The sequence below is a fragment of the Polaromonas sp. CG_23.6 genome, from assembly GCF_029892315.1.
GTDB lineage: Bacteria > Pseudomonadota > Gammaproteobacteria > Burkholderiales > Burkholderiaceae_C > Polaromonas.
Genome location: NZ_JARXUY010000001.1, coordinates 96,134 through 110,163 on the forward strand (window position 1 = coordinate 96,134; position 14,030 = coordinate 110,163).

13 protein-coding genes are annotated in these 14,030 nt (G+C 62.1%); 9 read left to right on the top strand and 4 right to left on the bottom strand.

Going from position 1 to position 14,030, the window contains the following annotated elements:
* Window positions 1-32: 32 nt before the first annotated feature.
* Both H4V98_RS00410 and uraH read right to left on the bottom strand, forming a co-directional pair.
* Window positions 33-1,241, bottom strand: a complete 1,209-nt coding sequence (locus H4V98_RS00410) for a urate hydroxylase PuuD (RefSeq protein ID WP_280757197.1) — start codon at window positions 1,239-1,241, stop codon at window positions 33-35.
* 253 nt (window positions 1,242-1,494) lie between these two features.
* Window positions 1,495-1,851, bottom strand: coding sequence for a hydroxyisourate hydrolase (uraH, locus tag H4V98_RS00415; RefSeq protein WP_196863341.1), 357 nt, complete (start codon window positions 1,849-1,851; stop codon window positions 1,495-1,497).
* 138 nt (window positions 1,852-1,989) lie between these two features.
* Between uraH and H4V98_RS00420 the strand changes: the two genes are divergently transcribed.
* From H4V98_RS00420 to H4V98_RS00435, 4 genes are read left to right on the top strand one after another with little or no spacing between them, the layout of a single operon-like run.
* Window positions 1,990-2,703 carry a GntR family transcriptional regulator gene (locus H4V98_RS00420; RefSeq protein WP_196863342.1) on the top strand — a complete coding sequence of 238 codons (714 nt, stop codon included), beginning with the start codon at window positions 1,990-1,992 and terminating at the stop codon, window positions 2,701-2,703.
* An 11-nt stretch (window positions 2,704-2,714) separates the two neighbouring features.
* The gene (puuE, locus tag H4V98_RS00425) at window positions 2,715-3,683 is read left to right on the top strand and encodes an allantoinase PuuE (protein ID WP_196863343.1); all 969 of its coding nucleotides are present in this window, start codon (window positions 2,715-2,717) and stop codon (window positions 3,681-3,683) included.
* Window positions 3,680-5,449 carry a 2-oxo-4-hydroxy-4-carboxy-5-ureidoimidazoline decarboxylase gene (gene uraD, locus H4V98_RS00430; RefSeq protein ID WP_196863344.1) on the top strand — a complete coding sequence of 590 codons (1,770 nt, stop codon included), beginning with the start codon at window positions 3,680-3,682 and terminating at the stop codon, window positions 5,447-5,449. The genes puuE and uraD overlap by 4 nt, the downstream gene beginning before the upstream one ends.
* A 2-nt stretch (window positions 5,450-5,451) precedes the next feature.
* Window positions 5,452-6,684, top strand: coding sequence for an ArgE/DapE family deacylase (locus tag H4V98_RS00435; protein WP_196863345.1), 1,233 nt, complete (start codon window positions 5,452-5,454; stop codon window positions 6,682-6,684).
* Window positions 6,685-6,690: 6 nt separating this feature from the next.
* Here H4V98_RS00435 and H4V98_RS00440 read toward each other — a convergent pair whose 3' ends face one another.
* On the bottom strand, window positions 6,691-7,644 hold the full coding sequence (locus H4V98_RS00440) for an AEC family transporter (protein ID WP_196863346.1): 954 nt from the start codon (window positions 7,642-7,644) through the stop codon (window positions 6,691-6,693).
* A gap of 438 nt (window positions 7,645-8,082) precedes the next feature.
* On the opposite strand from H4V98_RS00440, the gene H4V98_RS00445 reads away from it, so the two are divergent.
* Window positions 8,083-8,502 (top strand): PaaI family thioesterase, encoded by a 420-nt coding sequence (locus H4V98_RS00445; RefSeq protein ID WP_196863347.1) that lies wholly within the window; start codon window positions 8,083-8,085, stop codon window positions 8,500-8,502.
* Between the two features lie 112 nt (window positions 8,503-8,614).
* Here the strand turns inward: H4V98_RS00445 and H4V98_RS00450 are convergent, their stop codons facing one another.
* On the bottom strand, window positions 8,615-8,800 hold the full coding sequence (locus tag H4V98_RS00450; RefSeq protein ID WP_196863348.1) for a hypothetical protein: 186 nt from the start codon (window positions 8,798-8,800) through the stop codon (window positions 8,615-8,617).
* A 242-nt stretch (window positions 8,801-9,042) separates the two neighbouring features.
* On the opposite strand from H4V98_RS00450, the gene H4V98_RS00455 reads away from it, so the two are divergent.
* From H4V98_RS00455 to H4V98_RS00470, 4 genes are all read left to right on the top strand, one after another.
* Complete coding sequence (locus H4V98_RS00455; protein ID WP_231374719.1) at window positions 9,043-9,531, top strand: hypothetical protein; 489 nt, start codon at window positions 9,043-9,045, stop codon at window positions 9,529-9,531.
* A 295-nt stretch (window positions 9,532-9,826) separates the two neighbouring features.
* The gene (locus H4V98_RS00460; RefSeq protein ID WP_231374718.1) at window positions 9,827-11,956 is read left to right on the top strand and encodes a UvrD-helicase domain-containing protein; all 2,130 of its coding nucleotides are present in this window, start codon (window positions 9,827-9,829) and stop codon (window positions 11,954-11,956) included.
* A gap of 340 nt (window positions 11,957-12,296) precedes the next feature.
* Window positions 12,297-12,692 (top strand): hypothetical protein, encoded by a 396-nt coding sequence (locus H4V98_RS00465; protein ID WP_196863350.1) that lies wholly within the window; start codon window positions 12,297-12,299, stop codon window positions 12,690-12,692.
* A gap of 51 nt (window positions 12,693-12,743) precedes the next feature.
* Window positions 12,744-13,934 (top strand): phospholipase A, encoded by a 1,191-nt coding sequence (locus H4V98_RS00470; protein WP_196863351.1) that lies wholly within the window; start codon window positions 12,744-12,746, stop codon window positions 13,932-13,934.
* The last annotated feature ends 96 nt before the right edge of the window (window positions 13,935-14,030 follow it).

Below are 14,030 nucleotides of genomic sequence, written 5' to 3' on the forward strand. Positions count from 1 at the left end.
TGCGCAGTGCCGGATGCGGTGCGCCGGCCGGTCTAGTTGACCGGCGCGCCCGCTTCAAACCAGCGCTTGAGCACGGCGCGTTCGTCATCGGTGATCTGCGTGGCGTTGTTCATCGGCATGATCTTGAGCACGACCGCCTGCTGGTACAGCGCCTGGGCATGCTGCTTGATGAGTTCGGGGGTGTGCAGGGCCACGCCCTTGCTTTGCAGCTGCGCGTTGTGGCACAGCACGCAGCGCTGGTCGATAACCATCTTGACTTCAGCAAAATTGACCGGCTTGCCCGCCGCCGCGATGGCAGCGGCCGATGGCGGCGGTGGCGCCATCCACACCACCAGCCCGACCAGCAGGGCCACGCCCAGGCCCGCATACTCCCAAGGCGCACGCTTGCCCTGCACACCGGCCTTGTGGCGGGCCACGAAGCTGTGGCGGATCAGGGCACCGGCCAGCATCAGGGCCACCAGCACCAGCCAGTTGCCCTTGGCCGAATACAGCCAGCCGTAATGGTTGGACAGCATGGCAATCAGCACCGGCAGCGTGAAATAGGTGTTGTGCACGCTGCGCTGCTTGGCACGCCAGCCATACACCGGGTCAACCGGCAGGCCGGCCTTGAGCTGGGCCACCACCTTGCGCTGGCCGGGAATGATCCAGACAAACACATTGGCGCTCATGGCGGTGGCCAGCATGGCGCCGACCAGCAAAAAGGCCGCCCGCCCGGCGAACAGCTGACAGGCCAGCCAGGCAGCGAACATGACAAAGGCAAGAATGCAGACGCCCACGATCAGATCACCGTTTTTCTTGCGCCCCAGCGTGCGGCAGATGGTGTCATAGACAAACCAGAAGACCACCAGAAAGCCCAGCGAGGCACCAATGGCCGCGCCGGCAGACCAGTCGTAAACGCTTTTATCGACCAGGAAGGTGGCCGCGTTGAACAGGTAGAGCACCGTGAACAGCGCAAAGCCGGTCAGCCAGGTGGAGTAACTCTCCCAGTAGAACCAGTGCAGGTTTTGCGGCATCTGCCGGGGCGCGACCAGGTATTTTTGCGGGTGGTAAAAACCCCCGCCGTGCACGGCCCAGAGTTCGCCGTCCACGCCTTTTTTGACCAGTTCAGGGTCTTCGGGTTGGGTCAGGCTGCTGTCGAGAAAGACGAAGTAAAACGACGAGCCGATCCATGCAATCGCCGTGATGACGTGGGCCCAGCGCAGCAGCAGGTTGGCCCAGTCGAGAAGGTATGCGGTATCCATTTGCACGCTCGCAATTCAAGGAATGCACAGCCGCCATGCGCTGCGCTTTCCCCTTACCACTGCGGGCTCTCTAAGGAGTGGACATCGCAACCGGGCAAACCAGCCTTAAATGGGCTGGCGGACTCGGGCTCCGCGGCGACGTGGAATTAATGTATACAGTTTTCACAGCACGGATTCACAGGGTTTTCCCGTTATCGTGTAAAAATTTTACATTGCTGAACATCATGCAAGAACCCGGCCAACCAGCCAACGCTCAAGAGCCCCGGTAAGTCGAATAGGTCCAGGGTGTGACCAGCAAGGGCACGTGGTAATGGCCTTGCGCATCGGCGATGCCAAAGTCAATCGGCACCACATCGACAAATGCCGGCTCGGGCAGCACGGCGCCACGGGCACGGAAGTAAGCAGCGACCTCGAACAGCAGCCGATAACGCCCGACAGCCATGCTGCCGGCGTCCAGCAGCGGCCCGCCCTCGTTGCGGCCATCGGCATTCAGGGTGAGGGTTTTGAGGGTTTCGAAGCTTTCGCCTTTGACGCGCTGCAATGTCACCTTCATGCCGGCAGCGGGGCAACCGTTCATGGTATCGAGCACGTGGGTACTGAGATGACCCATAAAAATTCTCCTTTTTAAAACACAATGAAACTGACATGCATCCCAAACCTCAGAGTCTGAACATGATGGAAACTTGTTTTACTGAAATAAATTGTATACACTTTGAAAATCAAAATGAACACCTGATCACAAACATTCATGAAACAACTTAACCATCTTCAGGTTGTCGGGGCCAGGGAACAGGCGGCGCCACCGGGCTCGACACAACGCATTGTGGAGTCGATCACCGCCGCCATCGTTGAGCGCCGGCTGATGCCGGGCACCAAGCTCACCGAGCAAAAGATCGCTGACATTTTTGATGTCTCACGCACCATCGTGCGTCAGGCCTTGAACCAGCTCAGCCGCGAGCATTTGGTCGTGCTGGAGCCGGCGCGCGGCGCATCCGTCGCCATGCCCAGCATCGAAGAGGCCCGCCAGGTGTTTGAAGTGCGCGCCATGGTCGAATCCGCGATGGTGCGCCAGCTCTGCGCGCAAATCACCGATGCGCACATCGTGCAACTCCGGGCGCACCTGCGTGACGAGCAAGAAGCCGTCAGGCGCACTGATGTTCCGGGCCGCACGCGGTTGCTGGCAGACTTTCACGTGCTGCTCGCGCGCCTGCTGGGCAACGAGGTGCTGGCCCAGTTGCTGGCCGATCTGCTCAGCCGCTCGTCCCTGATCTCGCTGATGTACCAGTCAGCCCATTCGGCCGTGCATTCCCAGGACGAGCACGTGCATATCGTGGATGCGCTCGAAAAGCGCGATGCCCGTACGGCGATCCGGCTGATGGAGCACCACATTGCCAATGTCGAACGCAACCTTCGGCTCAACCCCAATTCCACCGACCTTGCCGACGCACTTCGGCCCTTTTGACGGACTCTCGCATGAATGTTGACACCCCCCTCCTTCGCGGCTACCCGCGTGATCTGAAAGGCTACGGCCGCAACCCGCCGCATGCCAACTGGCCCGGCCGTGCCCGCATTGCGCTGCAGTTCGTGCTGAACTTCGAGGAAGGCGGCGAAAACTCGGTGCTGCACGGCGACGCCGGCAGCGAGCAGTTCCTGTCCGAAATGGCCAGCCCGCCGGCCTACCCCGAGCGCCACTTGAGCATAGAAGGCATCTACGAATACGGCGCGCGCGCCGGCGTGTGGCGCTTGCTGCGCGAGTTTGAAAAGCGCGGCTTGCCGCTGACCGTGTTTGGCATTGGCATGGCGCTGGAGCGCTGCCCCGAGGTGACAGCGGCTTTTTGCGAACTCGGCCATGAAATCGCCTGCCACGGCTGGCGCTGGATCAACTACCAAGGCATTGACGAAAGCGTCGAGCGCGAACACATGGCGCAAGGCATGGCCGCCATCGAGCGCCTGACCGGCACGCGGCCACGGGGCTGGTACACCGGCCGCGACAGCCCGCGCACACGCCGCCTGGTGGCCGACTTCGGCGGCTTTGAATACGACAGCGACTACTACGGCGACGACCTGCCGTTCTGGCTGCAGGTGGAAAAAACCGACGGCACGCTGGCGCCGCAGCTGGTGGTGCCCTACACGCTGGACACCAACGACATGCGCTTTGCGCTGCCGCAGGGGTTTTCGCAGGGCGATGATTTCTTCACCTACCTGCGCGACAGCTTTGACGTGCTCTATGCCGAAGGCGACGAGCGGCCCGCCATGCTGAGCATTGGCATGCACTGCCGCATCCTGGGCCGCCCGGGCCGGATGCGGGCATTGCAACGCTTTCTCGACCACATCGGGCAGCACGACCGCGTCTGGGTGGCGCGGCGCATCGACATCGCGCGCCACTGGAAAGCGGCGCATCCCTTTAACCCTGACACGGCCTTCGTCTGGCCCGCCCAATGATCACCTTGAATCAACTCAACGCCGCCTCGCAAGCCGAATTCGTCCAGCTGCTCGAAGGCACTTACGAACACTCCCCCTGGATCGCAGAGCAAGCCTGGGCCGAGCGTCCTTTCCTCAACCTGGACCAGCTCAAGCTGGCGCTGGTCCAGGTGGTGCGCCACGCCGGACGCGCGCCCCAGCTTGCACTGGTTCGCGCACACCCCGAACTGGCCGGCAAGGCCATGGTCAGCCAAACGCTGACAGCCGAGTCAACCAACGAGCAGGGCAAGGCCGGCCTGACCGACTGCACGCCCGAAGAATTCGCGCAAATCCAGCAGCTCAATACCGACTACAACGCCCGATTCGGCTTCCCGTTCACCCTGGCGGTGCGCGGTCCACGCGGCCTGGGCCTGCCCAAAGCCGAGATCATCGCGACCTTTGCCCGCCGGCTGGAAAACCACCCCGACTTTGAACTGGCAGAGTGCCTGCGCAACATCCACCGCATTGCCGAAATCCGCTTGAACGACAAATTTGGCCATTCGCCGGAGATTGGCAATAGCGTCTGGGACTGGCACGAGCGCCTGAGCATCCACAGCGACCCCGGCTATGCCGAGCGCGGCGAGCTGACGGTGACCTACCTGACCGATGCGCACCGGGCCTGTGCCCAGCGCCTGGCCCACTGGATGCGCGAAGACTGCGGCTTTGACGACGTGTCGATTGACGCGGTCGGCAACGTGGTGGGCATTTACCACGGCAGCGACCCCAAGTCCAAACGGCTGCTGACCGGCTCGCACTACGACACGGTGCGCAATGGCGGCAAGTACGACGGCCGCCTGGGCATCCTGGCACCCATGGCCTGCGTGCGCGAGCTGCACCGCCAAGGGCGCCGCCTGCCGTTCGGTTTCGAAGTCGTCGGTTTTGCAGAAGAGGAAGGCCAGCGCTACAAAGCGACATTTCTTGGCTCGGGCGCACTGACCGGCCACTTCAACATGGCCTGGCTGGAACAAAAGGACGCCGACGGCATCACCATGCGCGAAGCGATGGCGCATGCCGGCCTGTGCATTGACGACATTGCCAAGCTGCAGCGCGACCCGGCCCATTACCTCGGCTTTGTCGAGGTGCACATCGAGCAAGGCCCGGTTCTGAATGAAATCGATTTGCCGCTGGGCATCGTGACCTCGATCAACGGCAGTGTGCGCTATGTGGGCGAAATCATCGGCATGGCCAGCCATGCCGGCACCACACCCATGGACCGGCGCCGGGATGCGGCCACCGCCGCTGCCGAACTGGCGCTGTATGTCGAAAAGCGCGGCGCCAGCGTGCCGCACCTGGTGGCGACCGTCGGCATGCTGGAAGTGCCCAGCGGCTCGATCAACGTCGTGCCGGGCCGCTGCAAATTCAGCCTGGACATCCGCGCAACCACCAATGAGGTGCGCGACGCCTGCGCCGCCGACATTTGCCACGCGCTCAAAGACATCTGCGAGCGGCGCGGCGTGCACTACACGCTGGAAGAGACCATGCGCGCCGCTGCGGCCCCCAGCGCGCCCGAATGGCAGGAGCGCTGGGAACGCGCCGTCGAGACGCTGGGCCTGCCGGTGTTCCGCATGCCCAGCGGCGCCGGCCACGACGCCATGAAGTTGCACGAAATCATGCCGCAGGCGATGCTGTTTGTGCGCGGCCTGAACGCCGGCATCAGCCACAACCCGCTGGAATCCATCACCAACGACGACACCGAACTGTGCGTGCGCGCCTTCCAGAACCTGCTTGAACAACTTGCCACCGAATGACCATGAACCACACCCACCACGACACCGCGCTTGACGCCTGGATCGACGCGCACTTTGACGAAGAAGTGCAGTTCCTGCAGCAACTGGTGCGCGTGCCCACCGACACGCCGCCCGGCAACAATGCACCGCACGCCGAGCGCACCGCCGAGCTGCTCCAGAGTTTCGGCTTTGTAGTTGAAAAGCATCCGGTCCCGGCCCAGGAGGTCAGGGACTACGGCATGGAGTCGATCACCAACCTGGTCGTTCGGCGCCAATATGGCGAAGGCCGAACCATCGCGCTGAACGCGCATGGCGACGTGGTGCCGCCTGGCGACGGCTGGACGCACGACCCGTATGGCGCTGAAATCGTCGATGGCAAGCTCTACGGCCGCGCCGCGGCGGTCAGCAAAAGCGACTTTGCCACCTACACCTTTGCGGTTCGCGCCCTCGAGGCGCTGGGCCTGCCGCTCAAGGGCGGCGTCGAGCTGCTGTTCACCTACGACGAGGAATTTGGCGGCGAACTCGGCCCGGGCTGGTTGCTGCGCAACAAGCTGACGCAACCCGACTTCCTGATTGCCGCCGGCTTTGCCTACGAAGTCATCACGGCCCACAACGGCTGCCTGCAAATGGAGGTCACGGTGCACGGCAAGATGGCGCATGCCGCCATTCCGCACACCGGCATTGACGCGCTGCAGGGCGCCACGGCCATCCTCAACGCGCTGTACCGGCAAAACCAGCTGTACCAGTCGGTCACCTCAGGCTTCGAGGGCATCGAGCACCCTTACCTTAATGTCGGCCGCATCGAAGGCGGCACGAACACCAACGTGGTGCCCGGCAAGGTCGTCATCAAGCTGGACCGCCGCATGATTCCCGAGGAGAGCCCGGCTGAAGTCGAAGCCACCGTGCGCCGCGTGATTGCCGAGGCCGCCGCCACCCTGCCCGGCATCACGGTCGACATCAAGCGCCTGCTGATGGCCGAGGCATGGAAGCCTGACACACGCAATGCCGAACTGGTGCAAGCGCTGCAAAAGCACGGCGAGCAGGTGATGGGCGAGCCGGTTCCGACATGCGGCACGCCGCTGTACACCGATGTGCGCTTGTTCGGCGCGGCCGGTGTGCCATCAGCCATCTATGGCGCCGGTCCGCGCACCGTGTTTGAAAGCAACGCCAAGCGTTCAGACGAGCATCTGGTGCTCGAAGACCTGCGCCGCGCCACCAAGGTCGTGGCGCGTGCCCTGCTTGAAATGCTGCAGTAAGCCGGCTCACACCAGCAGGGCCACGGCCGCTGAAAAGGTAAAAAACGCCAGCACCGTTGACAGCAAAATGATGCGCGCAATGCGCCCGTTGTCAGCGCCAAAGCGTTCGGCCAGCATGGCCACGTTGCTGGCGCTGGGCAGGGCCGCCACCAGCACCAGCACGGTCAGGCTAGAGCGCTCCAGCGGCATACCCAACGCCATGGCGCCCAAGCCCACGCCGCCGACCAGCAAGGGGTGAACCACCAGCTTTATAAGCGCTACAGGCACATAGCGCACGGCGGGCATGCGTAACGTGCTATTCATTTGGGAGCGCGCCAGAACCGCGCCAATGGTGAACAACGCGACCGGCGAAGCCGCATCGGCCAGCAGGCTGACGGTTCCCATGATCGGTTTGGGCAGTGCAAAACCGGCGGATGATGCCAGCGCGCCCAGCGCAATTGACCACGGCAGGGGGTTGACCACCACGCCCCGCAGCGCCAGCCTGGCGGCCCGTGCCGCACCATGCTCGTCCGCGCCATCCAGCCGCGACAGCGCAATGCACAGTGACGAGGTGACCAGCATGTCGATGGCGATGGTAATAATCGCCGGACCGGCCGCCTGCGCGCCGAGCAGCGCCACCAGCAGCGGCACGCCCATGAAGCCGGTGTTGGGAAAAGCGGCGACCAGCGCGCCGAATGAAGCATCGTTCCAGCCGATCGGTCCTTTGCGCGTCAGGGCGATGGTCAGCCCCACCATTAGCAGCGCGCACAACAAATAAACCGCGCCCAGGCTGAAATCGAGCAACTGCGCAATCGGCGTGCTGGCGCCAAAGCGGTACAGCATGCACGGCAGCGCGAAATACAGCACGAAGGTGTTGAGCCCCGGAATGGCGGCTTGCGGCAGCAGCGCCCGCCGCGTGGCGACATAGCCGCACAACACCAGCGCAAAGAAGGGAAAGGTGACGGCAAGAATATTGAGCACGGGCGTATTGTTGCAGGCCAGATGCGCTGGCAAGCCGAACAAGCCGCCGGTTTTCAGTAACTGCTGAGCGTATCGAACGTGACCTTCTTGCGCCCTCTCCCTCTGGGAGATGGAAACGGTGAGGGCTCCCAGATGGCGATTTTTGGCAGCACGCCCGCCCGCTGGCCCTCCGTCCCCACCGTTCCCCATGGCGCGACGGGGTCATACGGACTCGGTGTCATGGTTCACTGGCAAGCTGAGTAGTTGCTGTTTTCAGGCCAAAAGTGCCTTTTGCGCACATCCTGCATACGCCGACAGCTATATTTTTCGTAGCATTTTCAACTTGCCTTGCGCTGCCATGTTGTGCCCGCCCGGGGTTTTCCGGTCACGGCATACCGGCGCGGCGCTACGCTTCACTCTTTGCCGAAAAACAAAAACCCCCAGAAATCCAAGGAAACCATGGTCACCCACTCAGAAATCGCTCAATTCCTGGCGCAAGAATTCCCCCAGACCAAATGCTCCGTGGAGGCGGTAGGCAACCAATCCGCCACCATCCGGCACCCGATTGGCATTCATGAACTGCGTCCCGGCGGCACCGTGGCCGGGCCGGTGCTGATGGCGGTCGCCGATGTGGCGCTGTATGTCGCCATCCTGGGCGAAATCGGCATCGTTCCGCTGGCCGTCACCAGCAGCCTGAGCATCAACTTTCTGCGCAAACCGTCAGCCGACCGCGCCATCATCGGCGTGTGCAAACTCATGCGCGTGGGCAAATTGCTGGCGGTCGGCGAAGTCAGCCTGTACTCCGAAGGCAGCGACGACCCCGTGGCCCATGTCGTCGGCACCTACGCCATTCCCCGCCAGCGGGCTGCGAACGCCTGAGCGTGCGGTTTTTTGACTGCCGGATGAATTGCTACTGAATTTATAGCTGCTTGCGCAGGTGCAGCGTGCGCCAGAGGCCTGAAAGGCTTAAGAAATCAATTGTTCAGGCCGTTCAGAAGGGCCTGAACCCGATGCTGCCCACGGGACGTCCATGGCGCACCGCTTTGGCGTACTGCGCGCGAGACGCCGGCTTGTCGTCAATCAAAGGTGTGGCGTGGCAAAAAAACGCCTCGTCCAGTTTGGGGGCATCGTCGGAGTCCACCCAGGATTTGGGCGTGTCTGGCAATTTCGCCTTCATTGGCGTAGCTCATGGAAATGATGCGGCGAGCCTCGCCTCGCGGTGTGTGTGCCGAGCGCGTCAGGGCGCACGGGTTGCGAGGCAGATTCAGGTAGTGCAACATTCGTTCTGTAATTTCCCCGAGCATTGAAACTGAAACTGTTTGAGGGTTTGTGGTTGTGGGATTTTTCAATCAGACCCCTGCCAGGCCGCCGGAGGCACCTTCCAAAGACAGCCTGGCAAGCCTGGACCGATACAGAACGTTGGCCCGCGTGACGCGGCTGTGCGGCATGGGCGTACGCATGGTGCAAAAACACATCAGGGCGCTGGAGCGCGCGGGCATTATCGTTGCCCGGCTGCGTCGAACGGGCCGCGCTATGCGCTATGCGATTGCGTGGACGGGCTGCGGCCACCTGCCCTGCGCGGCCCCGGCGTGGCAGATTTTTCCTTGTGCGCCTGCAAACCACGCTGCGCTTGATGCCATCGCCGTAGCCCCAACCTGCGCAGGATTTGCACCGCCCTCCGCAGATTTCGATGGGCTACCCCCGAAACTTTCGACGCTGCCCCCCGCAGAATCTGCACCCATAACTGTATTGAGTTTAAAAGAGAACAGTAAGACGCCAAGCGCACCGGCCTTGCCGGCGGCGCGGGTGAGCGTCGATCAGGTGAATCGGCAAGTCATGGCCGACTTTGCGGCCGTCCGGGCCACCAAGCGCAAAGGCCCGGTGGCGGCGCGGGTGGTGCGGCAGTGACTGCGCCTGCGCTGTACGTGTCGCCGCCCACCCTGCTCGCCGCGCCTGCTGTGGCTGGGCGCACGCGGCGATTGAAAAGCACCGCGCCGCGCTGAAGTTGAAACCGTCCAGTCTGTACGCCGCCGGCCTGCACTGACCGCCATCAGGCCGACGCTCCGCACCTGTGCCAGAGCCCATCAAGCACGGCGATCAGCACGCCTGCGAGGGTCATTCGCCGCGAGTGGCTATGATGGCCGCTGCCTTTGGCACCTTGAATTCAGCGCGCTTTTTGCGCCCCTCTTCGGTATCTGCCCGCATGTCCTTACTCCCGCCCACCCCCGCCATCGCCCACGGCCTGAACCTTGCCCAGCAGGAAGCCGTCAACTATATGCACGGCCCCTGCCTGGTGCTGGCCGGTGCCGGTTCGGGCAAGACGCGCGTCATCACGCACAAGATCGGCCGGTTGATCCAGACCGGCATGCGGCCCGAGCAGATTGCCGCCATCACCTTCACCAACAAGGCCGCCGCTGAAATGCGCGAGCGCGCCAAGAGCCTGATCGGCAAGCCGGCCAAGGGCGTGCTGATCTGCACCTTTCACGCGCTGGGCGTGCGCATGCTGCGGCAAGACGGCGCGGCGCTGGGCCTGAAGCCGCAGTTTTCCATCCTTGACAGCGATGACGTGACCAGCATTTTGAAAGACGCCGGAGGCAGCACCGATGTGGCCACGGCGCGCCAGTGGCAGTGGACCATCAGCGCCTGGAAAAGCGCCGGACTGAACGCCGCGCAGGCCGAAGCGCAGGCCAGCAGCGACGAGGAACGGCTGGTGGCGCGCGTCATGGCCAACTACGAAGAAAGGCTGGCTGCCTACCAGAGTGTCGATTTCGACGACCTGATCGGCCTGCCGCTGAAACTGCTGCAGCAGCACGAAGAAGTGCGCAGCAAGTGGCAGGCGGCGCTTGGCCATGTGCTGGTCGATGAATACCAGGACACCAACGCCACGCAATACGAGGTGCTCAAACTGCTGGTCGGCGCGCGCGGCCGCTTCACGGCGGTGGGTGACGACGACCAGTCGATCTACGGCTGGCGCGGCGCGACGCTGGACAACCTGAAAAAACTGCCGCAGGATTTCCCGACGCTGAAAGTCGTCAAGCTGGAGCAGAACTACCGCTCGACCAGCGCGATATTGCGCGCCGCCAACAACGTCATCGGCCCGAACCCCAAGCTGTTTCCCAAGACGCTGTTCAGCGAACTCGGCGAAGGCGAGCCGGTGCGGGTGGTTGATTGCGACAGCGAAGAACACGAAGCCGAGCGCGTGGTGGCGCGAATCCAGAGCCTGCGCGCCGAAGGCAGCCTGCAAACCGAAGGCCAGCAGTACCGCGAATGGAAAGACTTTTGCGTGCTGTACCGGGCCAACCACATGGCCAAGCCATTTGAAAAGGCCTTTCGCAAGGCGAGCATTCCGTACAAGGTGTCGGGCGGACAAAGCTTTTTTGACCGCGCGGAAATCAAGGACCTGTGCAGCTGGATGGTGTTGATGGTCAACAACGACAATAACGCGGCCTTCATCCGCGCCATCAAGACGCCCAAGCGCGGCATCGGCCACACCACGCTGGGCGCGCTGGCCACCTTTGGCGACACCTACAAGCTCAGCCTGTTCGAGTCGCTGTTCAGCCATTCGCTGGACTCGGTGTTGCCAGCCAAGGCGGTCGGCTCGCTGCAGGAGTTCGGCCGTTACCTGAACGACCTCGAATACCGCGCCAAACGCACTGTGGGCGCCGAGGACGCACGGGTTTTCCTGGCCGACTGGTTGAAGGAAATCGATTACGAAAAGCATCTCTACGACGGCGAGGACAGCGAAAAAGTGGCGGCTGCGCGCTGGAGCAATGTGATGGATTTTTGCGACTGGATGGCGCAGCGCTGCGGCGGGCAGATTGACGACGCCTCCGGCGCCACGGTCGAAAAACCCACCAAGACCATGCTTGAGGTGGTGCAGACGATTGCGCTGCTGTCGACCATCAGCGAACGCGAGGGCGACCAGAACGTCGTCACGCTGTCCACGCTGCATGCCTCCAAGGGGCTGGAATGGCCGCATGTGGTGCTGGCCGGCGTCAACGAAGGCTTGCTGCCCTTCAAGCTCGATGACGACGACGGCATCAACACCGACAGCATCGCCTTGCGTCTGCAGGAAGAACGCCGCCTGATGTACGTTGGCATCACCCGCGCCCAGCGCACGCTGGCGGTGAACTGGCTGCGCCGACGCAAGAAAAACCGTGACACGATTGCGGGCGTGCCGAGCCGCTTCATTGCCGAAATGGCGCTGGACAAGGCCACCATCAAGGAAGACCCGCGCGAAAAACTCAAGGCCCTGCGCGCCGAATTCGCCAGGAAAGCGGCCGATGGTGTGGCGGCGGCAGCCGCTTCCAAGGCGGCCTACGATGCCCGGTAAGCAGGCTTGGCAGGCGGGCGCACCGGAATGCAGGCGATTATTGAAATTGACGGGCCATCCAGCATCAGTGGGTTGGCGAGCGTCACGAGTGCATGCGTTCAGCCAGGGTGTCAACTCCAAAATACGGTTTCAGCTAACATGGCCCGCCCGTGATTTACAGCAGCCGCCACCAAACGACGTTTTTTTCAACTGACCGTCATCACGAAACCGACCAGGCAATCACCGACCCATGCACTCCAGAATTTTTCGAATTGCTATTTTTTTAATAGCAATTAATGCAATAGCAGCATGCGCAAATGCCAATAACAAGCCTGAAACGGCATGCTCAGCAGCGCTTAACATGAAGGCTGAGCAGCTGTATGGGCGCTGGGCCGTTCGTTTCGACCATCCACCCGCCGGACTTCCCGATCGGGCCACCATGCTGCTCCAACGTCACGCCGAATTCTCGGAAAGCCTGGCCGGCACGGTCAGTCGTGACTTGGGACAGGCGGCCGGCACACCCGCCATTGCAGGGCATACCTCCGAAGCCGCACTGGCCGGCGACTTGGACGAAGGCATGCTGCTGCTGGACGAATCCTCTGACAAGATCAGTATCACCGGCACCTGGAACGGTGAAATGCAGCCGGGTTCCTGCGGCCAGGTTTACCAGGGCCACTGGAAAGACACCAGCGCCAGCGCCGCACCCGATGGCGCCGACGTTCCTTTCACGCTGACCCGACTACTGCCCTCACCCTGAATTTGGCCCCACCCCCAGGTTTGATTTAAAGCCTGTTCACTGAACCATCCCATGTCCCTTCAACTTTCTTCTTTAAGCCGAATTTTTCTTGCCTCCGGGCTGCTGGCAGGCAGCATGGCGCAAGCGCAGACGGAACCACGGGTTGTCAACATGCCGGCCAACCGACCCACCAGCCTCGGTTGGCAGGTCTGCCAGGCCATCAAGAACGACACCGATGCACAGCTGAGCTGTTACCAGCAATGGGCTGATTCGCAGTTGCCGCCCAACACGCCGCCGGCAGCCCTCACCACCGTACCGGCCAACCTGGCCACCGGCAAGCCGGCAACTGAAATCCTGCTGCTGCCGTCGCTCAATACCGAAGCGCCAGACGGCAAGCCTATCGGCTGCCGCAACACCCAGTATTCCGAGCTGTCCAGGTTCTGGGAACTGCAACGCGGCACCGATTGCGACACCTTTGCGATTCGTGGCTACCGGCCAATTTCGGTCGCCGTTGTCATGTCTGGCGGCGTCAGTTCACCACCGCTGATAGGCGCAGGAACGCCACCTGACTACAAGCATGCCGAAACCAAGATTCAGCTGTCGGTGCGCACCAAAGTAGCCAAAGGCTTGCTAAAAAGCGGCGAAGCCGATGGAGACGACCAGGATTCGCTCTGGTTTGGCTACACCCAGCAAAGTTATTGGCAGCTGTTCAGCGGCAATATTTCGCGGCCGTTCCGCACCACCGACCATGAACCCGAGCTGGTTTATGTTTACCCGCACCAGATTGCGCTGCCCGGCGGCTGGAATTACCGGCTCTCGGGTCTGGGGCTGGTGCACCAGTCCAACGGCCAGTCCGATCCGCTGTCACGCAGCTGGAACCGCACTTACTTGATGGGCGCTGCAGAAAAAGAGCTGGGGCCTGACTCTAGCCTGCGTCTGCAAGGCCGCATCTGGAAGCGCATAAACGAAGCGGCGGTCGATGACAACAACCCAGGAATAGAAGATTTCGTTGGCCGTGCCGAACTCACGGGCAGCTGGCAGATCAACAAGGCAAACACCGTGGGCGTCACGCTGCGCCACTCGCTGCGCAGTAAAGCGCGCGGGTCCACCCGTGTGGACTGGTTGATGGCCCCGACTTCATCGCCGAATTACACCGGCCTGCGATACCACGTACAACTGTTCAGCGGTTACGGGGACAGCCTCCTGGACTACAACAAACGGCGCAATGTTCTGAGCGTGGGCTTGAGCCTGGTTGATTGGTAAAAACGCGCCTGAAAATTCCTTGTAAGCTATATTTTTTATAGCAAATAAGTATTTACCGTATTGCGTAATTGACCTTTTTTTCATAAAAATTCGCTT